The sequence below is a fragment of the Paenibacillus glycanilyticus NBRC 16618 genome (assembly GCF_004000805.1).
GTDB lineage: Bacteria > Bacillota > Bacilli > Paenibacillales > Paenibacillaceae > Pristimantibacillus > Pristimantibacillus glycanilyticus.
The window spans coordinates 52063-76015 of the sequence record NZ_BILY01000030.1; the positions used below are offsets into that span (position 1 = coordinate 52063).

The 23953-nt window shown below is 52.2% G+C and carries 20 protein-coding genes and 1 riboswitch; of the genes, 13 read left to right on the forward strand and 7 right to left on the reverse strand.

The features are described 5' to 3' along the window. Positions 1-879, forward strand: coding sequence for a carbohydrate ABC transporter permease (locus PGL01S_RS21500; RefSeq protein WP_116394019.1), 879 nt, complete (start codon positions 1-3; stop codon positions 877-879). A gap of 315 nt (positions 880-1194) precedes the next feature. Here PGL01S_RS21500 and thiC read toward each other — a convergent pair whose 3' ends face one another. Further along, on the reverse strand, positions 1195-2958 hold the full coding sequence (gene thiC, locus PGL01S_RS21505; RefSeq protein ID WP_127496623.1) for a phosphomethylpyrimidine synthase ThiC: 1764 nt from the start codon (positions 2956-2958) through the stop codon (positions 1195-1197). Positions 2959-3266: 308 nt separating this feature from the next. Further along, a riboswitch (TPP riboswitch) is annotated at positions 3267-3370 on the reverse strand. 148 nt (positions 3371-3518) lie between these two features. Here thiC and PGL01S_RS21510 point away from each other — a divergent pair. Genes PGL01S_RS21510 through PGL01S_RS21520 form a run of 3 tightly spaced genes read left to right on the forward strand, consistent with a single transcriptional unit; the run spans position 3519 to position 5478 of the window. Next, entirely contained in the window at positions 3519-3983 is a 465-nt protein-coding gene (locus PGL01S_RS21510; RefSeq protein WP_127496624.1) for a hypothetical protein, read from the forward strand. Positions 3984-4021: 38 nt separating this feature from the next. After that, entirely contained in the window at positions 4022-4438 is a 417-nt protein-coding gene (locus PGL01S_RS21515) for a hypothetical protein (RefSeq protein WP_127496625.1), read from the forward strand. 32 nt (positions 4439-4470) lie between these two features. Then, positions 4471-5478, forward strand: coding sequence for an NAD(P)-dependent alcohol dehydrogenase (locus tag PGL01S_RS21520; protein ID WP_127496626.1), 1008 nt, complete (start codon positions 4471-4473; stop codon positions 5476-5478). Positions 5479-5512: 34 nt separating this feature from the next. On the opposite strand, the gene PGL01S_RS21525 is transcribed toward PGL01S_RS21520, so the two are convergent. Continuing rightward, on the reverse strand, positions 5513-8767 hold the full coding sequence (locus PGL01S_RS21525; protein ID WP_244935698.1) for an OmpL47-type beta-barrel domain-containing protein: 3255 nt from the start codon (positions 8765-8767) through the stop codon (positions 5513-5515). A gap of 199 nt (positions 8768-8966) precedes the next feature. Between PGL01S_RS21525 and PGL01S_RS21530 the strand changes: the two genes are divergently transcribed. From PGL01S_RS21530 to PGL01S_RS21540, 3 genes are all read left to right on the forward strand, one after another. Further along, a complete protein-coding gene (locus tag PGL01S_RS21530) occupies positions 8967-9512 on the forward strand; it encodes a GNAT family N-acetyltransferase (protein ID WP_127496628.1) in 546 nt (181 codons plus the stop codon). Between the two features lie 92 nt (positions 9513-9604). Further along, positions 9605-10372 (forward strand): hypothetical protein, encoded by a 768-nt coding sequence (locus PGL01S_RS21535; RefSeq protein ID WP_127496629.1) that lies wholly within the window; start codon positions 9605-9607, stop codon positions 10370-10372. Between the two features lie 135 nt (positions 10373-10507). After that, entirely contained in the window at positions 10508-10918 is a 411-nt protein-coding gene (locus tag PGL01S_RS21540; RefSeq protein WP_127496630.1) for an RDD family protein, read from the forward strand. A gap of 6 nt (positions 10919-10924) precedes the next feature. On the opposite strand, the gene PGL01S_RS21545 is transcribed toward PGL01S_RS21540, so the two are convergent. After that, positions 10925-11851, reverse strand: coding sequence for a helix-turn-helix domain-containing protein (locus PGL01S_RS21545; RefSeq protein ID WP_127496631.1), 927 nt, complete (start codon positions 11849-11851; stop codon positions 10925-10927). Between the two features lie 131 nt (positions 11852-11982). On the opposite strand from PGL01S_RS21545, the gene PGL01S_RS21550 reads away from it, so the two are divergent. The 3 genes from PGL01S_RS21550 (at position 11983) to PGL01S_RS21560 (ending at position 15971) form a co-directional block, all read left to right on the forward strand. Continuing rightward, positions 11983-12960, forward strand: a complete 978-nt coding sequence (locus PGL01S_RS21550) for a Gfo/Idh/MocA family protein (protein WP_127496632.1) — start codon at positions 11983-11985, stop codon at positions 12958-12960. Between the two features lie 19 nt (positions 12961-12979). Further along, positions 12980-13963 (forward strand): Gfo/Idh/MocA family protein, encoded by a 984-nt coding sequence (locus PGL01S_RS21555; RefSeq protein WP_127496633.1) that lies wholly within the window; start codon positions 12980-12982, stop codon positions 13961-13963. A gap of 217 nt (positions 13964-14180) precedes the next feature. Continuing rightward, positions 14181-15971 carry a right-handed parallel beta-helix repeat-containing protein gene (locus PGL01S_RS21560; protein WP_244935697.1) on the forward strand — a complete coding sequence of 597 codons (1791 nt, stop codon included), beginning with the start codon at positions 14181-14183 and terminating at the stop codon, positions 15969-15971. Between the two features lie 94 nt (positions 15972-16065). On the opposite strand, the gene PGL01S_RS21565 is transcribed toward PGL01S_RS21560, so the two are convergent. From PGL01S_RS21565 to PGL01S_RS21575, 3 genes are all read right to left on the reverse strand, one after another. Further along, positions 16066-16581 (reverse strand): tetratricopeptide repeat protein, encoded by a 516-nt coding sequence (locus PGL01S_RS21565; protein WP_127496635.1) that lies wholly within the window; start codon positions 16579-16581, stop codon positions 16066-16068. Positions 16582-16611: 30 nt separating this feature from the next. Next, positions 16612-17469, reverse strand: a complete 858-nt coding sequence (locus tag PGL01S_RS21570) for a YwqG family protein (protein WP_127496636.1) — start codon at positions 17467-17469, stop codon at positions 16612-16614. A 316-nt stretch (positions 17470-17785) separates the two neighbouring features. After that, positions 17786-19393, reverse strand: a complete 1608-nt coding sequence (locus PGL01S_RS21575) for a glycoside hydrolase family 43 protein (RefSeq protein WP_127496637.1) — start codon at positions 19391-19393, stop codon at positions 17786-17788. Between the two features lie 214 nt (positions 19394-19607). Here PGL01S_RS21575 and PGL01S_RS21580 point away from each other — a divergent pair, with 214 nt between their 5' ends. Further along, positions 19608-20489 carry an AraC family transcriptional regulator gene (locus PGL01S_RS21580; RefSeq protein WP_127496638.1) on the forward strand — a complete coding sequence of 294 codons (882 nt, stop codon included), beginning with the start codon at positions 19608-19610 and terminating at the stop codon, positions 20487-20489. Between the two features lie 97 nt (positions 20490-20586). Next, entirely contained in the window at positions 20587-22197 is a 1611-nt protein-coding gene (locus tag PGL01S_RS21585; protein WP_127496639.1) for an ABC transporter substrate-binding protein, read from the forward strand. On the opposite strand, the gene PGL01S_RS21590 is transcribed toward PGL01S_RS21585, so the two are convergent. Continuing rightward, entirely contained in the window at positions 22194-22970 is a 777-nt protein-coding gene (locus tag PGL01S_RS21590; RefSeq protein ID WP_127496640.1) for an exodeoxyribonuclease III, read from the reverse strand. The two genes, PGL01S_RS21585 and PGL01S_RS21590, sit on opposite strands and share 4 nt — an antisense overlap. Positions 22971-23123: 153 nt before the next feature. Between PGL01S_RS21590 and hisA the strand changes: the two genes are divergently transcribed. Beyond that, the gene (hisA, locus tag PGL01S_RS21595) at positions 23124-23882 is read left to right on the forward strand and encodes a phosphoribosylformimino-5-aminoimidazole carboxamide ribotide isomerase (RefSeq protein ID WP_127496641.1); all 759 of its coding nucleotides are present in this window, start codon (positions 23124-23126) and stop codon (positions 23880-23882) included. The last annotated feature ends 71 nt before the right edge of the window (positions 23883-23953 follow it).

Below are 23953 nucleotides of genomic sequence, written 5' to 3' on the forward strand. Positions count from 1 at the left end.
ATGTCATCGACAACTATGAAACTGGGCGGAGAAGCGAAATCCGGTTCGAGAATAGGAATGAAGGTCGGCTATGCTGTACTGTACATTGTTCTCATCGCCGTAGCGGTGTTCCAGGTTTACCCGCTCATCTGGCTTTTGTTCTTCTCTTTGAAAAACAACCAGGAAGTTTTTAATCTATCGCCGTTTGCTTTGCCGTCGCCTCCGCATTGGAATAACTACAGCAAAGTGTGGAATGCGGGCAATATCGATACGTATTTCCTGAACAGCGTATGGATTACGGTAGCGGCAACGGCCGCGACGATTGTGCTTGGCAGCCTGGTGACGTTTGCGATTACCCGCATGAAATGGAAGCTCAGCTCGCTTGTCCTAGGCCTCTTTATGGTCGCGATGATGATTCCGGTGCACTCGACGCTGATTCCGCTGTTCAGCATGTTCAACAAGGCGCATCTGATTGATAATCCTTTGTCACTCATTCTGTCTTATGTCGCGTTTAACATGCCGATCACGATTATGATTCTGCTTGGCTTTTATGTCGCTCTGCCGAAGGAAGTCGAGGAGGCGGCCATCATTGACGGAGCCAGCATTCATAAGGTATTCTTCAGCATCGTGTTCCCGATGACCAGCTCCGTGCTGGCTACAACGGGCATTATCAACATGATCTATAACTGGAACGAATTTATATTCGTTAATACGTTTATCAGCTCGGACAAGTTCAAAACACTGACCGTTGGCGTTCAGAACTTTATCGGCCAATACACTACCGACTGGGGCGCAATCGGCGCCACGCTGATGATCAGCATCCTGCCTATCCTTATCACGTTCCTGTTCCTCAGTGACCGGATCGTAGAAGGTATCGCGGCCGGCTCGGTTAAAGGGTAATTAAATAATTCAAACGAGGCTGTGCCATCGTCATTTTTAATGACCTTGGTACAGCCTCAGCTTTTTCCTCCTCATACGTTGGATTTACTCCATTGAAATCAGGGGGAAAGGAAGAACACGGAGGCTACGTTGGATTCACTCCAGTATAAGGGGCCAGAATGAGCAAGAATCGTCCAAATGAGCGGACTATCCTGTAGAGACTCCAATGTAGATCCAGTAAACAGTCAAAAATAGCCCGATACGCTGTACGAAATCCAACGTAGCCCAACTGTTACCCTATCGCCTCGAATGGCTCTCGAAACGTACCGTCTTAGTTCAGCCGTATAGCTTGCTTCCGGATATTTTGAACGAATCCGCCTGTTCTTTCATTCCGGCCTCGAAAGCCTCTTCGTTATTCAGTCCTCGCGCTTCCGCGTATTCCCGAATGTCCTGCGTTATCCGCATGCTGCAGAACTTTGGTCCGCACATGGAGCAGAAGTGAGCCGTTTTCGCCGCCTCGGCGGGCAGCGTCTCGTCATGGTAGGCGATCGCTCGTTCAGGATCAAGGGACAAGTGGAACTGGTCTCGCCATCGGAATTCGAACCTTGCCTTCGACAAGGCGTCGTCCCGGAGTTTCGCCAAGGGATGTCCTTTGGCAAGGTCGGCGGCGTGCGCTGCTATTTTGTAGGCGATGACACCGTCTTTAACATCTTCTTTATTTGGGAGGCCCAGATGCTCTTTAGGCGTTACATAGCATAACATTGCCGTTCCGAACCAACCGATCATCGCTGCTCCTATCGCCGATGTGATATGGTCGTAACCCGGCGCGATGTCCGTGGTAAGCGGCCCTAGGGTATAAAACGGCGCTTCCTTGCAGATCTCCATTTGAAGGTCGACGTTTTCTTTGATCAGATGCATGGGGACATGGCCCGGCCCTTCAATCATGACCTGGACATCATGCTTCCAAGCGATATCCGTCAGCTCTCCAAGCGTCCTCAGCTCCGCAAACTGAGCTTCATCGTTGGCGTCTGCAATGGAGCCTGGACGCAGGCCGTCTCCAAGCGAGAACGACACGTCGTAGGCTTTCATAATCTCGCATATTTCTTCAAAATGGGTGTAGAGGAAGTTTTCCTTATGGTGAGCAAGACACCAGGCAGCCATGATGGAGCCGCCCCTGGAAACGATGCCGGTAACGCGTTTGGCCGTAAGCGGAATGTAACGCAGCAGCACGCCGGCATGAATAGTGAAATAATCGACGCCTTGTTCAGCCTGTTCGATTAACGTATCGCGAAACACTTCCCAGCTCAGGTCTTCCGCTTTTCCGTTTACTTTTTCAAGCGCCTGGTAAATGGGTACGGTACCAACGGGAACGGGGGAGTTGCGGATAATCCATTCGCGTGTGGTATGGATGTTTTTGCCCGTGGACAAGTCCATGATCGTATCCGCTCCCCAGCGGGTTGCCCACGTCATTTTCTCGACTTCCTCTTCGATAGAGGAGGTAACGGCAGAATTGCCGATGTTCGCGTTAATCTTTACATGGAAACGGCTCCCGATAATCATCGGTTCGAGTTCGGGATGGTTGATGTTTGCCGGTATAACCGCACGCCCGCGGGCCACCTCCGAACGGACCAGCTCAGGATCAACACCTTCCCGAATCGCAATAAACTCCATTTCCGGAGTAATGATGCCTTTGCGGGCATAGTGAAGCTGCGTGACGTTTTTTCCCGGCTTTGCCCGTAGAGGCCGGTGAGTCAGGCCCGGGAAAATTTCCGCGCCATTCTTCTTTGCTCGTTCCTCGTTTGAAAATCCGTTATCTTCCGGCTTAATTACCCGGCCGTCGTAAGCTTCGGCGTGACCACGATCGCTGATCCACTTGCCGCGCAAGATAGGGAGACCTTTTCGTACATCGGCCTCGTAGGACTCGTCCGTGTACGGGCCGCTTGAGTCATACACCCGTACGGGCTCGTTTGGCTGCGGCAGTCCGTCTTTTCCCCGACTTTCGGATAATACGATTTCGCGCATGGGAACACGAATATCTTCCCTTGATCCTCTCACATACGTTTTGCGGCTGCCCGGCAGCGGCGTCGATAAAATCGGCATAAAAAACCTCCTAAGAGCATTCGATAGGTTCGGAATGTCCGCTAGGAGGCCGTTGTTTAGGGTAATGAGACTGTACGCGGCATAGCTTCAGCAGCCCGTTAATTAGACACGGGCGAATAGGCAGAGCTCACCCCGGAAGGGCAAAGCCCGCAACCCCGGGTCGCTCCCCAAAGGCAGCTTTCGATGCGGCCGGACGATTCGCCGGCAACAAAAAAAGCCGCCCCGTCGGGAGCGGCTTGAGGTGTCGAAATCCGTGCAAATCGAAACGGACGGATGACAATAGCATCCGTTTCTATCGCATATGGCTGACGCGCACAAGACCACTTTCCTACGCTGGCATAACCCAGATCAGGTTCAAAGGGACCAAGGCTAAGCCTTATCTCAGCCCTTGCGGGCGCCCCTAGTGGAATTCCTTGTCAAAAGAGTACACTCGAAAAAGGAAGCTGTCAAGCTGCCGTTCAAGCGGAATCTTTCATTTTAGGGCTGATAGGCAGGATGATTTGACCGTTTATTGAATAGTAATATACAATCTCGTACTTGATCAGGGGAGGTTGGATGAATTGGACAATCAGCCATGCAAGCATGCGGTCAGAAACCCTTCGGGCCTGAAGAACATTTTTGCGATGACGGTGCTGTGTTCACTCTTTCTTGTTTGTACGCTGCGGGGAAAAGACGATTATGCGGTCCTGTACGTTCCGGCCATAGTGTTTTCTTGCTTCTGCGCTGCCGTATTGCTCTGGTCCCTGTACCGGGCATTACAGAAACCGATTGATCTCTGCCTGCAGGGGGATGCGCTTTTGCTTAACGGAGCTGCGATTACGCCTGAGCAGATTAAGGTCATCATGATCAGGCGGGACTCGGTTCATCCGATTATCGGGATTAAGCCTTATGGCGCGAGAATTGTTCCTGTCCGTATGTGCTTCAGATATGTGAACGAAGAGGAACAAGGCTTCGCGGATATCGCCGACTGGGCGAAGCGGAATAACGTAAACGTCGATTACGGGTTCTTTTTTAGATGGATATAGAGAGGCAGAATGAAATGAAACTATTATCGGGAGTCTTAATGATTGCAATAGTCCTAATGCTGTCTGCTTGCGCGGGCAAGGAAGCCTTACATGCCGATGGCGTGAGCAAAGCTCTTCAGAAGCAAGGCCTTGAAGTTCGCGAGTTATCGTCCGATGAGGTTAAACAGCTGGCATCTACTCCGGTTAATATCAACGGAGTTGAACCCGTAACCTTTGAATTAACGCTTCCCGCTGCAGATATGGCCCATCGCGAGTTTGTTTTTGCTTATGTATTTTCTTCGGAAAAGGAACGTATCCGTGTGGAGAGCTTAGACGGAACGCCTACTCCGATCAAGATGAATGATTTGTACCCGAATGTCATACGCAAGAAGAATCTGATCGTCAACTATTGGTCTTACAACAAGGATAATCCGCTGTTAATCAAGCAGATTAGCAGAGCGATCGATAAGCTGTAGCTCATATATCTCCTATTTGGAGGAGGACGGACATGAGTGTTCGTAAGATGAAAGCGCTGGTCTATAAGGCTTACGGTTCTCCGGAGGTTCTCGAGCTCGAAGAAGTGGATGTCCCCGTGCCGAAAGAGCATGAAGTGCTGATCGAGGTTCATGCTGCTTCGGTCAATTCATGGGATTGGGATCTGCTCCGCGGCAAACCGTACATAACCCGCATTGGCGGATTCCGCAAGCCGCGGTATCCGATTCTTGGTGCGGATATTGCCGGGAAAATAATTGCCGTTGGCGCCTCCGCCACGCGGTTCCGTCCTGGCGATGAGGTGTTCGGCGATCTGTCCGGCTGCGGCTGGGGCTGGGGCGGATTTGCCGAATACGTATGCGCGGGCGAGGAGGCATTAACTCCAATGCCGAATAGGCTGAGCTTCGAGCAAGCGGCAGCGATTCCGCAAGCGGCCGTGCTTGCCCTGCAGGGAATGCGCGATAAAGGGAATTTGCAGAAGGGCCAGAAAGTGCTCATCAATGGGGCAGGGGGCGGTGTAGGTACGTTTGCCATCCAATATGCCAAGCTGCACGAGGCGGAGGTAACCGCCGTTGACCGTGCGGGCAAGCGGGACATGCTGCTGTCCCTTGGAGCGGACCATGTGCTGGATTACAAGAAAGAGGACTTTACCGCAAATGGGCGGCAATACGATCTTATCCTGGATGTAGTGGGAACCCGTTCCGTCTTCGAGGTGAAGCGCGCGCTAAAGAAAGGCGGTACATACGTTATGATAGGCGGCTTAATGCCTCGTCTTCTCCAGACGCTGCTCGCCGCACCGCTGATCCGCAGGTTTGAGAAGAAGAACATGACTATTCTGGTTCATAAGCCTAATCATGCGGATCAGCAGGTATGGAGGTCGCTTGCTGAAGCGGGCCGTATTGCTCCCGTCATTGACCGGCTGTATGGTTTGCAGGATGCCGCCGAAGCTCTCCGGTACTTCGGGGAAGGGGAATTTAAAGGGAAAGTCGTTGTCCGCATAAAAAGCGAAAACCCCATGCCATAAAGGCATGGGGTTTCTTGCCGATCTTTTTATCCCATTATTTCACGACGGTAACGGTAATCGTATCGCTCGCGGTAACGCCTGCCGCATTCAAAAGCTCGCAGCGGTATTCGTAGGCGCCGGGCGTTTTGCCCGAAATGGCGGTTACGGCGGTTTGCGCCGCGGGAGTAGCATCCTTCAGCAATTGCGTATCGATGAGTATTCCGTTTTCGTATAAGCGGTATTCGGTAGCATTCGTGCCCCACCACAGATTCATCGTTACTTTGTAGCTTCCGTCTTGATCCCAGTTGTCATGGGACAGGACGGCTTTGCCCGGGGAAGCGTCGGTTACTTTAACGACCAGCGTACTGCTGGCTGTTTTGCCATATGCATTAATCAATTCCGCCGTATACGTATAAGTTCCGTTAGCTTTGCCCGTAATTTGTGTCTGTACGGACTGGGCGGAAGGAGAAGCATCCTTCAATTCGACGGTATCGATCAGAACGCCATTCTCGTACAGCCGGTATTCGGAACCGTTATTGCCCCACCACAGGTTCATCGTTACCGTATAGCTTCCGTCTTGAAGGCCGTTATCCCAGCCGTTGTTATGGGATAAGACCGGCGTTCCCGGAGCGCCGTCGGCAAGCGGCTTGCTTGTCACTTTGAACGTGTAGCTTGCAGTGGACGTATTGCCTGCTTTGTCGGTTACCGTATATTGTACCGTGTGGCTTCCGATACCAAGCTTGGAAGCTTCGATCGAATAACCGTCTGCAATCGCGCTATTGTCCAAGAGCAGCTGCTCCGAAGCAACGCCGGATAGCGTATCGCTGCTTGCAAGGTCATAGACAAGGGTCGCCGTCTCAAGAACGTCCGCCACTTGTGCGCCGGATTGCGTTAATACCGCTGCCGGAGCGGTCTTGTCCAATCGAACATGAACCGAAGACACGCTGCTTTTGTTGCCTGCTGCATCTACCGCGTAATAAGAAAATAAATGATTGCCTTCTGCAGTTACGGTGACAGGCGTTGTGTAGTCCGAAAAGCTGTTATCGTTTAACGAGTAAAACGAATCTACTTTACCTTCCGAGTTGTCTTGAGCGGAGACGGTCACTTGAACATCCTGATTCAACCAGCCTTCCGCATTAGGAGAAGCGGACAGCGAAGCTTGGGCGGTTGGCGGCTCGTTATCCGCCGGCTGTACAATCGTGAAATCCGCGAGGCTGCGCGGCTTGAGCTGGTATAAGTCTTTGAAAATAGCGGACACGCCGGTGATCGTTACCTTTTGACCAACGGTATAAGGGAAGCTGCTTTGCGTAAGGCCGGTGCGTCCGTCAACACGGATATGATTAACCGTACCATTATCGCCGACAGCGTCAAACTCGAAGGAGCCGGATGGCGTGGCGGAGATGATGTTGGCAATCGTGACGTCCTTCAGCTGCAGCAGCTGGCCTTGATTGGAGCTGTCCACTGCGGTTGCCGGGCTTGGGGCCGGCAAAGCTGCCGTTCCCGTTTTTTCGATGGCGACAATATCTCCAAGCTCAAGCTCGGTATTGTAGAGTGCGGTAGTTGCCGTTACTTTAACTACATCGCCCGCATGATACCCGGCTGCATTCTGGTAGACGTAAATAACGCCTGTCTGATCCTGCAGGTAGAAGGCTTGTCCGCCGAAAATACCGGGCTCCGTCGTCACTACGCCTTCAACCGTAACGGTAGCGCCGACGGTTTTGGCACGGGATTCCGCGATCGTGATTTTGGCGGGAATTCCGCCTTCATCGCCCGGGAGAGGCTCAGCGGCGACGTTGCCAAGCGTAACGCCTTCTGTCAGCAGGTTCGTGCTGTTTTGTCTAAGGCGAAGATTAGCCGCGCCGGTGGAACCGGCCTTTAAGCGAATGGTTAAATCCTTATAAGCATGCCCTGTGGCATCGGCCGTAACATTAAAACTCGCGCCGTAGCCGTAAGCCGTTGGCCAAGTTCCGTCTGCATTTTGCACCTGAGCGATTTGGCTGCCGCCGCTCGTTAAGTAAACGCCAATCTGATAATTGCTTACAGTCGAATTAGGAGCCAGGTTGTTAAATACGACGCGAACCGGGAACGGCGTTCCGCTGTTAGGCAGCGTTGCCTGATGCACAAAGCTGTATGCCGGGTTGGAGACAGCCGTTGTGCCACCGAAAGAACCGGCCTTGAATGTCGAACGGTCATACCATTTGTAGCCTGCATTTGGAGCTGACCATGGTTCAGGCTGCGGTTCCGTGGACAAGGCTGGAGTCTCGAAAGGAAGAATAGCGGTAGGCTGGTCGAGCTGCAAGCCGTTTACTTGGCTCAGGCTTGTATAGCTTTCTTTCGTCGACAGCCAGTCGATAAGGTTAACGAGCAAGACGCCGTCATTCACTTCTTTGAAGCCGTCGTAAGTGGTTTTCTTCGCGCCCGTATCTTCGCGCAAATATTTAGGCGATACGTCCTCAACCGGGGAGGAGTCTCCGATAAAAGCCGCTTTCCCGCCGCCAAGCTTGGATATGGCTACATAAGGACCTTCCGCTGCGCCGCCGCCGTTGTATACCCCTTGGTCAACCGCGCTTGCCCAAGCTTCGTTTGTTTGAGGCAGATACACAATGCCTTTTGCTTTCGTCGGATCAATAATGGCAAGCGTCGAGCCGGCATGCATGGCTACGGCCGATACGCCCTCCGTAATGCCAAACGCCTGGTTTGGAGCCACAATGTTGGTTGCGTTAATGTCGCCAAGCGCATTGTAACGGAAGCGGATGCCGAAGTTATCGGCCAGCCAGTCCGAGCTTGCGACATTTTGCATCGCATAGGAGTTGGCTTCTTCCGTGCTCATGCCTTGAGCCGGATTCGCCCATGCGCCGCGGCGGTAACCGTTGATGGACTCCGAACCGTCCCAGCGGTTTTTATTCCGGTCTGCGTTGTAATGGTCGCCGATGAAGAAGATGCTGCCGCCGCCTTCGACATATTGCTCCATTGCCGCTTGCTCCGAGGTTTTGAACGGAATATTAGGTTCTGCAATAACGAATACGTCATAACCTTTCAAATCGTCATACGTAAACGCGGTAGACTTGCGAAGCTCTTGGACATAGTAGCCATTGTTGGCAAGTCCGTTGGCGAAATCCGAGAATCCGCCGTCGATTACCCAGTCCGCAGCTCCCGCTGTCTGCGCGTGCGTGTTGTCGAACAACACCTTTTTACCCGCATTCTCGTTGACGACCTTAGCGTTGATGTAAGGGGCAGGATCCGATGGTCCCTCCGCATGAGCGCTATTGCTTGTCCATTGATACTGAACCGGCACAACCAGCAGCATCATCAGCAATAACTTTAGCCATTTGTGTCTCATTTGAAGTAATCTCTCCACAACCATTCCTCCCAACAGCTATTTGTATCTTTCGGCGTTTAGTTTACCACGTTATTCCAGAATTGTGTGATAGGGTATTGTAAAAAGGGTCGCATGGACTAGGACAGCCATTAACGTATACTTGAAGAAAGGTTGAAAGGAGGAATACAATATGCGTGTCGACGGCAAAACCTTGGCGCTTAGAACCATTGAACGGGAAGATATGTACCGGCTGTGGCATTTAAAATACGGGGAAGAGAATCCGGAGTGGAAAAAATGGGACGCTCCTTATTTCCCTCATAACCGAATAGATTTCGAAGCCTTCCAAACCCAAACGGAGGTCCGGCTGTCCGCCGATGACGTTCCTTCCATGCTCATTATGGAATCGGAAGGACAGATTATCGGGATCGTATCCTACTATTGGGAGGATAGGCCTTCGCTGTGGCTTGAGCTTGGCATTACGATCTACAGCCCGAAGCATTGGAGCGGGGGTTACGGAACGGAGGCTTTAACGTTATGGATCAACTATCTGTTCGGGGCAATGCCGCTCGTGCGAGTCGGGCTCACCACCTGGTCGGGCAATAACCGAATGATCCGCTGCGCCGAGAAGCTTGGAATGACGATGGAAGCAAGAATCCGCAAGGTACGCTTATATAATGGCGAGTACTACGATTCCATTCGGATGGGGATTTTGCGCGAGGAATGGGAAGGGCGATAACATTCGGTTGCTTGACCAGTGGATAGCAAGAACGCATTCAACTCTTTATTTTGGGAATAAATAGAAGTATTCCATCAATGAGGTGTTTGCTATTGAGAAAGCGGATATGGACAATCGTGATAATCCTTGGATTTACTTCGTTAGCCGGAACGCATGCTTTTGCCAAAGAGAATGACCCTGCAACCGAATTCGCCAATGCCATTACGCGTAATGACTATAAAAAAGCGCAAAGCTTTATCGATCAAGATTACGTACGCATTCCCGAGATACCGGAGCATGTTTCCGCTCAAAGCTATAAGCTTGCGCCTTCGCCAATAAACGGAGAGCAAATCCTTATGGTGAGCTTCTATGACGAGAAACGAAAAACCGAACGACTGGCTTATATTTGGGAATTGTCCGTTAACTACGGCCGTATCACCCAGATTCACGTATTATATGAGGGCTTCAACCCGCTGGCAGACGAGGCGCGCTTAATAAGAGAATATCAAACCAAATTCAAGCGCAGTCTTTTAACCCTAACCGAGCTGCCTTTCAGGAAAGTTACTGAATTTCATGGCTTTATCGAGGATGACAGCTCGATTGAGCTTTTGTATCGGAGCGATGAAATAAACGGTTTTCTCAAGGTTAAAGCAGCTCCTGTAACCGTAGATTTGGATCGGTTCAAATTTGATAACGATGATGTATATTACACGCTGAAAGATGGAACCAAGGCGCTCTATCGAGTAAATAATAACTTAGCCTATGAGTTGAGGTTTCATAAGAACGGGATGCAGTATATGCTCGCAATCGGTAACAAGAAATATTTAAAGGTCAAATACAAACCGGAAACCTTGCTGAAAATCGCGAATTCCATGGTATAAGCAAAGGCTGTCTCCCGTTAGAGGGGACAGCCTTTTTGTTTTCGTTTCTTATTGTGCTGAAAGGAGGATATAGTTTATTTATAACGTATTTTTCTAGAAATACTATAAAACTTAACGTTGAAAGCAGGGGCAGTAATGAAGAATAGACTACTGGCTTTTTTTATTGATTACATCTTGGTTCTGTTTATTTTTGTTCCAATTAGTATCCTAATCAATATTAATTCGACTGAAGAAAACTCTAATCGGCCATTTGAAATATTTTATCCGCTTCTGTTCCTAGTGCTGTTTGTTATCTCTAATAGAGATCTTATAGGTGGCAGAAGCATCGGCAAAAGAATAGTAGGGTTAGGTGTAAGGGATTATTCTAATCCTGATAACACGCCAGGGAAATGGAGGCTTTTCCTCCGGAATATATCTCTGATTGTGTGGCCGGTGGAACTCTTCCTATTGCTGATTAAGGGGAGAAGGCTGGGCGATTTGATCATGAGAACTAAGGTAATTGAACTCAATAAGCAATCGGAAAATGGAAATGCGCTACCTGAATGAGCCGGTCTACGCATCGCTCCTTGCTTCGCCCCGAAGCAGCCGCCGAGCATATTCCTTCGGCGTGCAGCCGTTATACCGTTTGAACAGCTCGTAGAAATGCGCCATATTTTCGATGCCGACGCTTGCGGCGATGGAGGAGACGCTGGCGGGCTCCGCGACAAGCCTATGCGCGGCTTTAAGTATGCGCTGGCGGTTGACGTAATCGACGAACGAAACGCCAACCGCTTTTTTGAAATATTTGGAGAAATAACTGTAATTCATCCGGGCGATCCGGCTTACCTCGTCCATGTCGATGCGCTCGCTCAAATGGCGGCTTACATAGTCGAGGACGGGGCGCATGACAGTGTCGTCCACGAATTCGTAGCTCTGCAGCAGCCCACGGCTGTCGTGGCGGAGCAGCGTCAGCAGCAAATGCTTGATATGCATGCTTGCGGCGATTTCGTATCCCTTCCGCTTGCCGATCATTTCCTCGTGTATGCCTGTTAGGATGCCGGCCATCTCCAGCCTGGCTGCGGAGTTTTCTCGAAAGATATAGTTCAGCTCCTCGAGCGGGCGAACGAGCTCAGAGAAGTGCCGGTAATACATCATCATCGCCGGGTCGAAATAACGCTGCAGATCGACATGCAGCACGATATAGATCAGAGGCCCGTCCGACGTCTTTTGGCTGAGATGCAGCTGGGAGGAGCCGACGATGGCGACATCCCCCGCGTCAAGCGCATAGCAATGGCCGGGCGTATGGAGATTCATGGACCCATTCTGCACCAGAATGAGCTCGACCTCCTTGTGATAATGCCAGCGCCTGTTCGACGGGCCGGGCTTCGACTCGTCCGTGAACTGCCACGCTTTGATGCAGAGATGCTGGTTCTGGTAATGGATCGGCTCTTGAAATTGTTCCTGAACGTTTTCCGGAGCATGTACCTGAACGTCTTTCACCGGTTGATCGCCCTCTTTGCGCCATAGTCAATTTGGATACAAAAGGCCCAAATATCGTAATTGTGGCCCGCAAATCCTCGTACTAAGATCATTCATGTGGAGTATACCATAAAAGAAGGAGAGTGTCCGAGATGAGAGTAGCGGTGTTAGGCTGCGGAGGCATGGGGCATGTGCATGCGCAAAGCTTCGCCGGAATGGCGGATGCCGAGTTAGTCGGCGTATGCGACATCGATGCGGAACTGGCCGGCGAGCTGGCCAGCAAGACGGGAACGCGGGCCTTCTGCTCTTTCGCCGATATGCTGGAAGAGACGGATCCGCAGGTCATCAGCATCGCGCTGCCGAGCTATTTGCACAAGCAAGCTGTACTGGAGGCGGCGGAAGCCGGCAAGCATGTTATTTGCGAGAAGCCGGTCGCGCTGTCGCTGGAGGATACAGACGAGATCATCGAGGCATGCCGCCGTAACGGCGTTCGGCTGTTTGTTGGACATGTCGTCCGTTTTTTTCCTGAATACGAGCAGGTACGCAGGCAGATTAAAGAAGGAAGAATCGGCGAACCCGGCGTAGCCCATACGAAGCGGGTCGGCGGCCATCCCGGAATCGCGAGAGGCTGGTTTAAGGATCATGCGAAAAGCGGCGGCGTTATCGTCGACATGATGATCCATGATATCGATTTTATGAGGTGGATCTGGGGAGAGGTCAAATCGGTCTACGCCATGAACGCCTGCAAGGACGACTCGGATTACGCACTGGTGACGCTGGAATTCGCAAACGGGGCTGCAGCCAACCTGGAAGCGCATTGGGGCGACCCCGGTCCGTTCCGGTATGCGGCCGAAATTTCCGGCTCCGCGGGACTGATCCGGCTGGACAGCGCGGCCTCCGCCTCGCTGCATGTCCGCACCCGCGCCCAAGCCGAAAGGGATGGGCGGTTCGCCGAAATTCCGCAAAGCCCGGGCGTTCTGAGTCCATACGACCGGGAGCTGGCGCATTTTCTGGCGTGCGTGCGGGACGGCGCGGTGCCGCTTGTTACGGCGGAGGATGCGCGGGAGGCACTCCGCATTGCGCTGGCCGCGCTGGAATCGATACAGACGGGAAAAGTCGTTTTATTATAATCGCAAGGAGGAGTAAACGGTGAAAAAACTGAAAGTAGGTCTGATCAGCTTCGCGCACGGCCATGCATACAGCTATTTGGCGAGTCTGGCTGCTATGCCGGAGGTCGAGATCGTCGGCATCGCCGACGAATCGCAGAGCCGCGTAGCCTCGATCGTCGAACGCACCGGCCTGCCTTACTATGCCGACTATCGGGAGCTGCTCGCTACCGACGCCGATGCCATCGTCATCTGCTCGGAGAATGTCCATCATGCCAGGCATGCGATCGCGGCGGCAGAGGCGCGGAAGCATGTGCTGTGCGAGAAGCCGCTTGGCATCTCCGTCAGCGAAATGGAACGGATGATCGCCGCCGCACGGGATAACGGCGTCCAGCTGATGACCGCTTTTCCGTGCCGCTATCTGCCGGCCGTGACCGGCGCCAAAGCCGCGATCGAGCGCGGCGATATCGGCGACATCGTCGCCGTCAAAGGAACCAATCACGGGACGAATCCCGGCGGCTGGTTTACCGACAGGGCGCTGTCGGGCGGCGGCGCCTTGCTGGACCATACGGTCCATGTGATGGATCTGCTGAACTGGATGATCGGTTCCGAGGTGAAGGAGGTTTACGGATACGCGGCATCGCGGTTCGGCGAAACGAAAATCGACGACGCGGGCCTCGTTCACGTGAAATTCGCCGGAGGCGCCTTCGCCGTCATCGATACAAGCTGGTCCCGCCCGAAATCGTTCCCGACCTGGGGCGACGTAACGATGGAAATTATCGGCACGAAAGGCAGCATCTCTGTCGACGGCTTCGCCCAGAAGAATGAGGTGTACAGCGATCTTGCCGGCAAAGGCAGCTGGAGCTATTGGGGCGACGACATGGATCGGCTGATGATCGAATCGTTCGTAGGGTCGCTGCTGGAGGGGCGGCCGGTGCCGATAACCGGCGAAGACGGCTTGCGGTCCGCCGCCGTGGCGCTGGCCGCCTACGAGTCCGCGAAGCTGGGACAGCCGGTCGCGCTGTAAATGCAATAGATAGGCCGATGGAGCCGAAAGGCGTCCGTCGGCTTTTTGCCATCTCCCGAGTCGATAATTGACGCGCATAAGCAGATGTGGTTATAGCCCGGACAGGCAGGTTTGGATCCAGGCAATCAGGTGGTTCGTTGTCCGCTCCCGCAATCGATATTGAACGGGATAGTTAATCATTGTAAAGTATATTAAGCGCTTAACTTATTATTTGAGGATGGTGTTGATCATTTCAGAGAATCCGGTTGTTATCCGCTTGACTGATTATGGAGCGGTTCCCGATTCGGGGGCGGACGCTCAGCCGGCCATGCGCCGGGCCATTGAAGCCGCATCGCGCGTTCAGGGACCCGTCCTGCTGGATATTCCGCGGGGACGCTACGATTTCCATCCGGACGAGGCGGTCCGGGCGCCTTATTATATTTCGAATACGGCCAGCGAGTCGGAGAATACCGACGTGACGAAGACAATCGGCATTTTGCTCAAAGGGTTGAAGGATTTGACGCTCGAGGGCAACGGCGCGCTGCTTGTCTTCCACGGCAAGATGACGATGCTGGCGATTGACGGCTGCGAAGGCATACGGATCCGCAATCTGCATGCCGATTACGAATGGCCTACAGTGACGGAAATGACTATCGCCGCCGTGGGAAGCGATTATTTCGACGCGGAGGTCCATCCTGACAGCCGTTATGCGATCGAGGAGGGCCGACTGGTCTGGATTGGAGAGGGCTGGCGGTTCACGGAAGGGCCAATGCAGGAATACGACCCCATCCGTGATACGACCTGGAGGATCGACAATGTAGTTGAGCGGGCGTCCAAGGTGGAGGAGCTGGCGCCGAACCGGCTGAGGGTTTTTGTTGAGGATGGAAGCGAAGTATCCGGCCTGACCGCCGGCCGGGTATTACAGATGCGCGACGGCATCCGCGACCAGGTCGGAGCATTTATCCATAGGAGCCGCGATGTATCGTGGAGCGGAGTTGGCATGCATTTCATGCATGGCCTTGGCATTGTCGGCCAATTCAGCGAGAATCTAAGCTTCAAGCAGATGGATTTCTCTCCCCGCGCGGAAACGGGCAGGACGGTGACCGCATTCGCCGATTTTATCCATCTGTCGGGATGCCGGGGGAAGGTAGAGATTGCGGACAGCCGGTTCGTTGGCGGCCATGACGACCCGATCAACGCGCATGGCACCCATCTCCGGATTGTTGGCACGCCAGCGCCGGATCAACTGGTGCTGCGCTTCATGCACCATCAAACCTACGGCTTCGACGCCCTCATCCCTGGCGACGAGATCGAATTCGTTCGTCACGCCTCGCTGCTCGCCTACGGCTCGGGCACCGTCAAGACGACGGAGCGGCTCAGCCCGCGCGAGGTGCTGCTAACGCTGGAGGCGCCTGTCCCGTCGGACATCCGTCCGGATGACGTCATCGAAAACGTGACATGGACGCCAGAGGTGCGGATCGCGGGCAATTATTTCGCCCGCATTCCAACGCGGGGCGTTCTCATTACGACGCGCCGTAAGGTCGTCATCGAGGACAACCTTTTCGAGCGAATGACGATGAGCGGCATTTCCGTAGCCGATGACGCCGAGAGCTGGTATGAGTCGGGGAAGGTAGGGGACCTGACGATCCGGAACAACCGCTTTATCGAATGCGGCGGGCCGGATCACCCCGTCATCGTGATCGCTCCGGAAAATACCGAGCTGGATGCCGCCCGGCCAGTGCATGCCGGTATCCGCATCGAGGGCAACAGGATCGAGACGCGGGACGCTGCGGCACTTGGCGCCAAGAGCGCGGGATTGATCGATTTTATAAGCAACGAGATCGTCATGACTGCGGATGCGGATAAGCCTGTACGAAGCCTCATAACGCTAACGGCTTGCAGAGGCGTGCGAATCGCCGGCAACATCCTATCCGGCGAAGGTCTTGAGCGGGATGTCCGATTGCGGCAGATGCCGGCGGATGAAGTGGTTGTCGAAGCGGGCCAGGGGCTGCGGACAATAGCGGAATAGCAACACGAAGGCGAACAAGCTCGCCGAACGGCTCCAAGCGGAGGCGGCAGCGAGCTTGTTCTTCTGGATGCCGTGGATGTTTACAATGTAAGGGCTATTCGTTTAAAGCCGTTTCATCGAGATTTTCCTTATAATAGTTTATTCCGCGCTTGAAATAATGAAGCTTCTCGTCCGTGGTGCTCTCCATGAGGTTAGTGATCAGAAGCTCTACGCTTTCCTTATAGTTTTGGCTGTTATACAGCGCCATGGCGAGAAATACTTGAATAGCTCGGTTCTCGGGAAATTCCTTCATCCCTCTGCTCAAAGTCGCGACCGCTTTGTCGTATTGTCCCCAGTAACGGTAAGTGCTGCCGAGTCCCATCAGGCATCGTTCCAGATCAGCGCCGGACAGTCCTAACTCGATTGCCCGTTCGTAATAAGGGATCGCCTTATCTCCAAGACCGGAATTATCGCAGGCGATCCCCATCTGGTAATTAACCTCCGCATCATCGGGATATTCGGATAGCAGTTCTAACAGCTGTTCGCGTACCTCGCTTAAAATCTCTTGATCCTGCTTTGCTCGTCCTTCTTCGCGCCGTTCAATTAATTTACTTAAAATGTCTCTTGTCATGTTTCACCATTCCCATAAATGTAGTAGTTGCTAGCTGCATTGTAAAACGACCCACACATTATTAAAATTCAGCTGTCGCAGATCTTCTTCGCGTATCCAGAAATACAACCTGCCTGTCATTCCCCACATCATTCCAATTTCTTCTTCCGAGTCGATTTGGAGCAGGAGCTTCCAGCAGTCCGCCGTTTGTTCGAGCAGTTTTCTCTTTGGATCTCTATAGGCTGTACCGTCTCCGCAGTATAAACCATGAGTGACTAGTTGGCATTCTAATTGCATCTCATTCTGAATGGGATTCGGATGCCCCAATAACCTATGACTCATATCGCCAAAATTATAATGCTCTTCAATTTCTTCGAGTAACGCATAGTAGTTATCCGTTTCCTCAGTCGTTAATCGAAGTTTCTCAACAAACAAGGATTCGGCAGGAGGTAATGTGTTCTGTAGATTGAAGACGGTCATACATGACGAGTAACTGCCTTGTTCGATGATATCTTCCGGTTCTTCTCTTCTTTCTAGATCTTCAGTACGATCAAAATAGAGAACCTTCCATCTTCCGCGGTTATTGGGATCATATCCCCATGGCTGCTCAAGCGAATCATAAAAGAAACTGAGCAGGCCTTTATCAGGCAATAGAGAAAGTTTATTTTCCGGCTCTCCAAGATTAACTTGAGCAATGAAATGGAGAGAACGATCCTGATACTTCGGCCAAGAAATTCCGATCGGCAGATCCGGTTTACCTCCTAGCTTAGAACGTGCAACGGGGATATTATCATCGTCCCCATTTTCCGTGGTCATTCTAAGTGATAATAAACAATTAGAGATAATGGCATCCTCATATTTCTCAAGACCACTGGAACGAATAAGTTGTTCTATCTTGCCGTCAATCATGCAGTTCCTCCAATCCACAATTAGGTTATAATGAGTGACTCTTATTCTATCATTTACTGGAAAAAAAGACCTGTCTCAATATAAAAAAGGAAGGCCCCAATAAAGCGGCCTTCCTTTTCTTTCGGTCCCCAAAAAATAAGACAACGGGCGAGGAATAGAGGAAAAAGTTTCTCCTGGAGGAGCGGAGCGTCTGCCTTTACCCGAAGGGCAACAGCCACACCGAATTTCGGCAACTAGCTAGATGTTGCCGAAATTTCGGTGAACCGGAAGGAGAACAATTTCCGCCATGACAAGCCTAGTTGTCCCGCACTAGGTCTCAGTTGTCTTTGTAAACAAAATAGTCAAAGTCTGCATACAAACCTCTGCCCGAAGTATCCTGGCATTGCATGCCGACAAACGCGCCGGTGAAGAAGCCGCCGCCTTGAATGTAATCATCCGAAAGCTTATGCGATTCGAAGGTAACCGGCAGCGTTGTCCAGCTGTCTCCGTCGAACGAGTACGAGTAGCGGTACGTCAGCTCCGTGACATCAACGCGGAGAAATACGTATTCCACGTTGTTCGGGATAACAACCTCGGAGCCTTGCAGCGGCTGCGAGAACGAGAAGTTATCGCAGGCAACCAGCTCCAGAATGCGGCCCTTTTCTTCATGACGGGTAATCTGGCACGAAGTCCAGTTTTGCGTATTGTAATAGTTCACGAGACCGGCGGATTGCTGGAACGACTCAGGGCTAAACGCTACCTTGGTCTCCGCGGTGAAGTTAAAATGCTGCCAGCGGCGGGCAACAAAAGCCTGCGTGAACTTCGAAGTCAGCGATTCTTTCCCGTAGATACGCAGATGGCCCGGGTTGTCTTTCAAGGATACAATGTTCTCGCCGAGCGGAATACGCAACGTCTGGAAATGCGGATTCAGCGTCTCCGAATCGAACTCGTCCTTCTCGGGGAAGTCGGGTCCCCACACCACTTCTTCGATGTTTGGTCCTTCAATAGTCAGCGAAGGTTTATTGCCGCCTACCACATAAGGCCAATCGTTATGCCATTCCAGACGTTGAATAGCTGTTTCCCGTCCAAGCGGGCAATAGCCGCGCGGGTCCAGCAATGGTTGTCCTTCGCGGGAGAGCGGACGCCCTACCAGGTGGACAAGGAACCATTCATTCGTATGCGTCTGAACGATGGAAGCATGTCCCGCTTTTTGCAGCGCAATCCGCGGATGGGCATGCGAAGAAATAAGCGGATTTTCCGGATGCACCTCGTAAGGTCCACGGAGATCCTTCGAGCGGGCAATCGTCGCCTGATGATCGTATTTTGTACCGCCCTCAGCAGTCAGGAGGTAGTAATAGTCGCCTATTTTGTACAAATGCGGCGCTTCGGTCAGCTTAATGTCGGTGCCTTTGAAAATGACTTCCGCTTTGCCGACCAGACGCTGCTCGGCCGCATCATACTCCTGCAGCACGATCCCGTAGAACGGGTGATTGCCAACGCGTTGATCCCACATCATATTTACGAAATATTTTTTGCCGTCCTCATCATGGAAGAGGGAAGGGTCAAAGCCGGAGCTGTTCATATGAATCGGCTCTGACCATTCGCCGTCAATCGTATCGCAGGTAACCAGGTAGTTGTGGCAGTCCTTCCACTGGCCTTCAACAACCTTTACGTCTGTGTAGATCAGCCAGAACTGATTGTCGCTGTAGGACAATTGAGGCGCCCAGATCCCGCCGGAATCCGGGTTGCCCATCATGTTCAGCTGGCTCAGACGGTTCAGCGGACGGGAAGCAAGCCGCCAGTTTTTCAGATCCTTGGAATGGTAAATCCCCACGCCCGGGAACCACTCGAAGGTCGATACCGCAATATAATAATCTTCGCCTACGCGGCAAATGCAAGGATCCGGATTAAAGCCCGGTAAAATAGGGTTCGTAATAGTAGCCATTTCGACAAAAATCTCCTCTCGTCAGATCAGCAAATTAGCCATTGGAAAGACTGGAGATGTATGGTATTTACCATTCTCCGCTACCGTCTTATTGTGGCTGGTATGTTATAATATCTTTATATTATCAAGGGCTTAAGCGCTATCCCATATCCATAGCAGGATATAATTTACCCAAATCGATCATGCTGGTGCGGCCGCCGGAGAGGAAATTGAAATGGAGCAAAAAGAACGTCAAAAAAGGGAGTATATGCTGCCCGATATGGACTCGACCTTCCGGGTGTTCGGAGCCCACTCCCGAACCGTTGATCCCGGCTGGAGTTATCCGCTTCACAAGCATCCGTTGTTTGAGATCAATCTGGTTCTGACGGGTACCCAGCAGTTTAGCGTTGAACGGGAAAGCTACACGCAACAAGCGGGCGACCTGCTGCTCTTCAGGCCTGGCGACCTGCATGAAAGCCGGGTGTCGGGGGAGGAAGACATGACGTATTACTGCCTTCATTTTGACGTGGACGAGCCTTCCTTCCGCGAGCTGCTCTGCCGCAGTCCAAGATGCTTTTATCCCTCGGACAGCGAGCTTGCTATGGCGATAAGGCCGGCGCTGGACAAGCTGATCGGATTAACGGTGTCGCAAGAAGCGGTACTGCGAACGGAAGCCCGCATGCATGTCCTGTCCGCGTTATTCGAGCTGTTTGCCTCCCTTAGCGGTACATTATCCAAGCTGAATCAGGACCCTGCCGGCCTTAGAAATTCGGAGCTGGCTTCGCGGGTCGCTATCATGCTGGAGGAAGCGGTGGAGGAGGCTGCGGCTGCCGGACTGATGAACGAAAAAGATACGGTCACCTCGATTGCCGCTGCGGTCGGATACAGCACCTCGTCGGTGAACCGTCTGTTTAGTAGGGCTTTTGGCGTATCCCCGAGGCAATACCTGTCCACCATTATGCTGAAAAAGGCGAAGCTGCTGCTGATGGATCCCGAGCTGACGATTGAAGAGATCTCCTCGAGACTTGGCTACAACAATATTGCTCATTTCAGCAGACAGTTCAAGCGGTGGACCGGGGAAGCGCCAAGTCGTTTCAGGGATAGATTCCACGATTAGACATATAGTGGTAAACTATAGGAAGAGGTATCTTTCGCGAAACGCATGCTGCCGGCAGTCGTTTACGCTTGGATTGTTGAAGAGGAGTGAAGCAGCCATGCATAACTTTAGTCGTATGCGCTCCCTGTTAGGACTGCTGATAGCTATGCTGTTTATCCTATCGGCATGCAGTAGAACGGAACTATCCATGAAGCCGATCTCCTCGGCAAAAACCGTTAATATCGGAGTAACGTACTCCCCAAATACTCTTAATCCATTGTCGCCTGTTGGACAGGTCTCTTCTTATATTTCCGGTTTAATGTATTTGCCGCTTTTTGAACTGGATCAGGATCTGGCCTTTAAGCCGATGCTGGCGGATTCCATTACAACAGTGGATCATAGGTTATTTACGATCAATCTGAGTCCGGCCGCTAAATGGAGCGACGGGAGTCCCGTCACGGCGGATGATGTTGTTTTTACGCTTCAGCTGATGACAAGCAGGGAGATTGCTTCGACTTATGCGTATATGTTTTCCATTATAGAGGGGACAGATTCAGCGGGGTTCCGGCTGCAGGAGCAGTTGGGGTTAACCGGCGTGCAAGCCGTGGACGAGCATACGCTTACGATAAAAACCAAGGAACCGACAACCTTAACCATTATGCAGGACTCTATAGGCCGGAACTTGCTTACGCTTCCCAAAAAAGCGCTTGAGAATGCATCGGTTGATCAGCTGAGGAACGGTGATTTTGTGCAAAAATCAGCTGTCGTCAGCGGTCCTTATCAGTTCGATAACTACGTGCGGGATCAACTTGTCCAGTTGAAGGCAAACGCCGGTTATTTCAAGGGAGTGCCAAAAATCGGCCGGTTAAACTTTAAAATATTGAAGGGCGAGGCGCTTGCCGATCAGCTCGAAAGCGGAGATGTGGATCTCAATATTCCGTCGTTTGGGGTTATCCCGATTGAAGATTACGGTAAAATCAAATCGCTCCCGAATGTGACAACGATCAATGGGCCATCCGTTGCGACCCAATTCATGTATATCAATGAACAAGAGCTGCCGGATGCAAGGCAAAGGAAAGCCATCTCTTACGCGATCAATAGGGAGAGGATTGTCAACGATCTGCTGCGGGGAGCGGGAGAGACGGTAGACGGATTGTTCACCAGCTACAGCCCTTACCTTGACCCGTCGGTCAAACAGGCTGAATATGATCCGGACAAAGCAAAAAGCCTGCTCGCGGAGTCAGGCTGGATACCCGGTACAAAGCTGACGTTATCCGTCTTGGCCGGGGACAGCACGCTGGGGCAGGCAGCCCGGATGGCAGCCGATGATTTGAAGGCTGTTGGAATAGACGCGGAGATTCAGACGGTAAGTCTGGACCCTCTAATCCATAAAATCGTTGAAAGAGACTACGATCTTGGCGTTATGACGGTCTCGATGTCACTCGTTAACCCTCTGCCGGACGTTAGCTATTTTCTGCAGGAGGGGAATCCCAACGGGTACCGCAATCCCGAAGTGGACATGCTGCTCGCTTTCCTGAAATCGGAGAAGACCGAAGCCGAAATTAAGGAATCCTACAGCAGGCTGCAGCAGATTATGGCGGAAGATGTGCCGATGCTGTCCGTTTACGCGACCCGTTCATTGGGCGCAGTAAATAATGCTGTTACCGGCGTACATCCTTCCGATTACGGCATGTTTATTGATGTGCAGGATTGGGACATTAAGCGTTAAGCTTGATGTCCCTTTTCCATGTCCATGGTGAGCACAACCGGGCAATGGTCGCTGCCGAGAATTTGGGAATCGATGCCTGCATCAGCAATGGACGGAGCAAGTCTTGCGGATGTTAGGAAATAGTCGATGCGCCAGCCGACATTCCGTTCTCTGATCTTCGGCATAAAAGACCACCAGGTGTACGCATCCGTCCGATCCGGGTACAGGTAACGGAAGGAATCGATAAAGCCGGCGTCAAGCAGACGCGTCATTTTTTCCCGTTCCTCGTCCGTGAAGCCGGAGTTGCCCCGGTTCGACTTCGCGTTTTTCAGATCGATTTCCTGATGAGCCACGTTCAAGTCCCCGCATACGATCACCGGTTTATGTTCGTCCAGCTTAGTGAGATAACCCCTGAACAGTTCCTCCCAAGCCAGCCGGAAATCCAGCCTCGACAGGTCCCGTCTGGCATTTGGCGTGTACACCGTTACGAGATAGAAGTTCTCATACTCAAGCGTAATTACCCGTCCTTCGTTATCCTCGTCCTCTTCGCCTAAGCCGTAGCTTACGGATAGAGGCTTATGCTTCGTAAAGATCGCCGTGCCGGAGTACCCTTTTTTCTCGGCATAATGCCAGAACAGATGATAAGCTTCGCCAAGCTCCAGGTTAATCTGTCCTTCCTGAAGCTTCGTCTCCTGCAGGCAGAAGAAATCAGCGTCCATCTCGTTAAAATAATCCAAAAATCCTTTATTTACACAGGCTCTAAGGCCGTTTACATTCCAGGAAACAAACTTCATCAGTCGCGAATCTCCTTCTCTATTAACTCTCGTATTCTAGTGTAACATACGCCCATCCGTTCGAAGGCTTTAAAATTTTGCCTATGCGGCATACGACATAGCGGACAGTTCTGTTACAATAAAAGGACTTAAAGACGAGAAAGAGGAGATCGCATGAAGTTCAGACCGTGTATCGACCTGCATAGCGGGAAAGTGAAGCAAATTGTCGGAGAGACGCTGGATGCCAATCCGGGGCGCGTGGTTGAAAATTTTGTGTCCGAGCATGACTCGGCTTATTACGCATCGATGTTCAAGCGGGATGCGCTGACAGGCGGTCACGTCATTATGCTGGGCGGAGGAAATGAAGAAGCGGCATTGAACGCTTTGCGCGAATACCCGGGAGGTCTGCAGATCGGCGGAGGGATTACGGCGGACAATGCGGCAAAATACCTCGAAGCGGGCGCTTCGCAGGTTATTGTGACGTCTTATATTTTCCGTGACGGCGAGCTGAATATGGACAACCTGAAGCGGATTGTCTCCGAGGTTGGCAAGGACAAGCTTGTCATTGATCTAAGCTGCAAGCAAAAGGACGGAAGCTGGTTTGTCGTGACGAACCAATGGCGGACCTTCAGCAGCTTCCAGGTGAACGAAGCGAATCTTCGCGAGCTGGAATCGTATTGCAGCGAGTTTCTCGTGCATGCGGTAGATGTGGAAGGGAAGCGGACGGGCATTCTGGAAAGCTTGGTGAAGCAGCTGGCGGATTGGGTAACGATCCCGACGACCTATGCCGGCGGCGCCCGCTCGCTGGAGGATCTCGAGCTGTTCCGCCGTTTGACAGGCGGCAAGCTGGACATCACGATCGGCAGCGCGCTGGACATCTTCGGCGGCAATTTGTCCTATGACGAGGTTGTGGCTTACTGCTCGCGCGGATAAGCGGTCGTTTTAATCGCCAAATAGAGGATAAGCGGAAAATGTATCTCCTGGAGAGCGTCAGCGCCTGCCTT

What these genes read in the sequence shown, in the direction of transcription:
- PGL01S_RS21500 (WP_116394019.1), top strand. Translation starts at nt 1, where the DNA reads ATGTCATCGACAACTATGAAACTGGGCGGAGAAGCGAAATCCGGTTCG.
- thiC (WP_127496623.1), bottom strand. Translation starts at nt 2,958, where the DNA reads ATGCCGATTTTATCGACGCCGCTGCCGGGCAGCCGCAAAACGTATGTG.
- PGL01S_RS21515 (WP_127496625.1), top strand. Translation starts at nt 4,022, where the DNA reads ATGATTGCAATAGTCCTAATGCTGTCTGCTTGCGCGGGCAAGGAAGCC.
- PGL01S_RS21520 (WP_127496626.1), top strand. Translation starts at nt 4,471, where the DNA reads ATGAGTGTTCGTAAGATGAAAGCGCTGGTCTATAAGGCTTACGGTTCT.
- PGL01S_RS21525 (WP_244935698.1), bottom strand. Translation starts at nt 8,767, where the DNA reads ATGATGCTGCTGGTTGTGCCGGTTCAGTATCAATGGACAAGCAATAGC.
- PGL01S_RS21530 (WP_127496628.1), top strand. Translation starts at nt 8,967, where the DNA reads ATGCGTGTCGACGGCAAAACCTTGGCGCTTAGAACCATTGAACGGGAA.
- PGL01S_RS21540 (WP_127496630.1), top strand. Translation starts at nt 10,508, where the DNA reads ATGAAGAATAGACTACTGGCTTTTTTTATTGATTACATCTTGGTTCTG.
- PGL01S_RS21550 (WP_127496632.1), top strand. Translation starts at nt 11,983, where the DNA reads ATGAGAGTAGCGGTGTTAGGCTGCGGAGGCATGGGGCATGTGCATGCG.
- PGL01S_RS21560 (WP_244935697.1), top strand. Translation starts at nt 14,181, where the DNA reads ATGGTGTTGATCATTTCAGAGAATCCGGTTGTTATCCGCTTGACTGAT.
- PGL01S_RS21565 (WP_127496635.1), bottom strand. Translation starts at nt 16,581, where the DNA reads ATGACAAGAGACATTTTAAGTAAATTAATTGAACGGCGCGAAGAAGGA.
- PGL01S_RS21570 (WP_127496636.1), bottom strand. Translation starts at nt 17,469, where the DNA reads ATGATTGACGGCAAGATAGAACAACTTATTCGTTCCAGTGGTCTTGAG.
- PGL01S_RS21575 (WP_127496637.1), bottom strand. Translation starts at nt 19,393, where the DNA reads ATGGCTACTATTACGAACCCTATTTTACCGGGCTTTAATCCGGATCCT.
- PGL01S_RS21580 (WP_127496638.1), top strand. Translation starts at nt 19,608, where the DNA reads ATGGAGCAAAAAGAACGTCAAAAAAGGGAGTATATGCTGCCCGATATG.
- PGL01S_RS21585 (WP_127496639.1), top strand. Translation starts at nt 20,587, where the DNA reads ATGCATAACTTTAGTCGTATGCGCTCCCTGTTAGGACTGCTGATAGCT.
- PGL01S_RS21590 (WP_127496640.1), bottom strand. Translation starts at nt 22,970, where the DNA reads ATGAAGTTTGTTTCCTGGAATGTAAACGGCCTTAGAGCCTGTGTAAAT.
- hisA (WP_127496641.1), top strand. Translation starts at nt 23,124, where the DNA reads ATGAAGTTCAGACCGTGTATCGACCTGCATAGCGGGAAAGTGAAGCAA.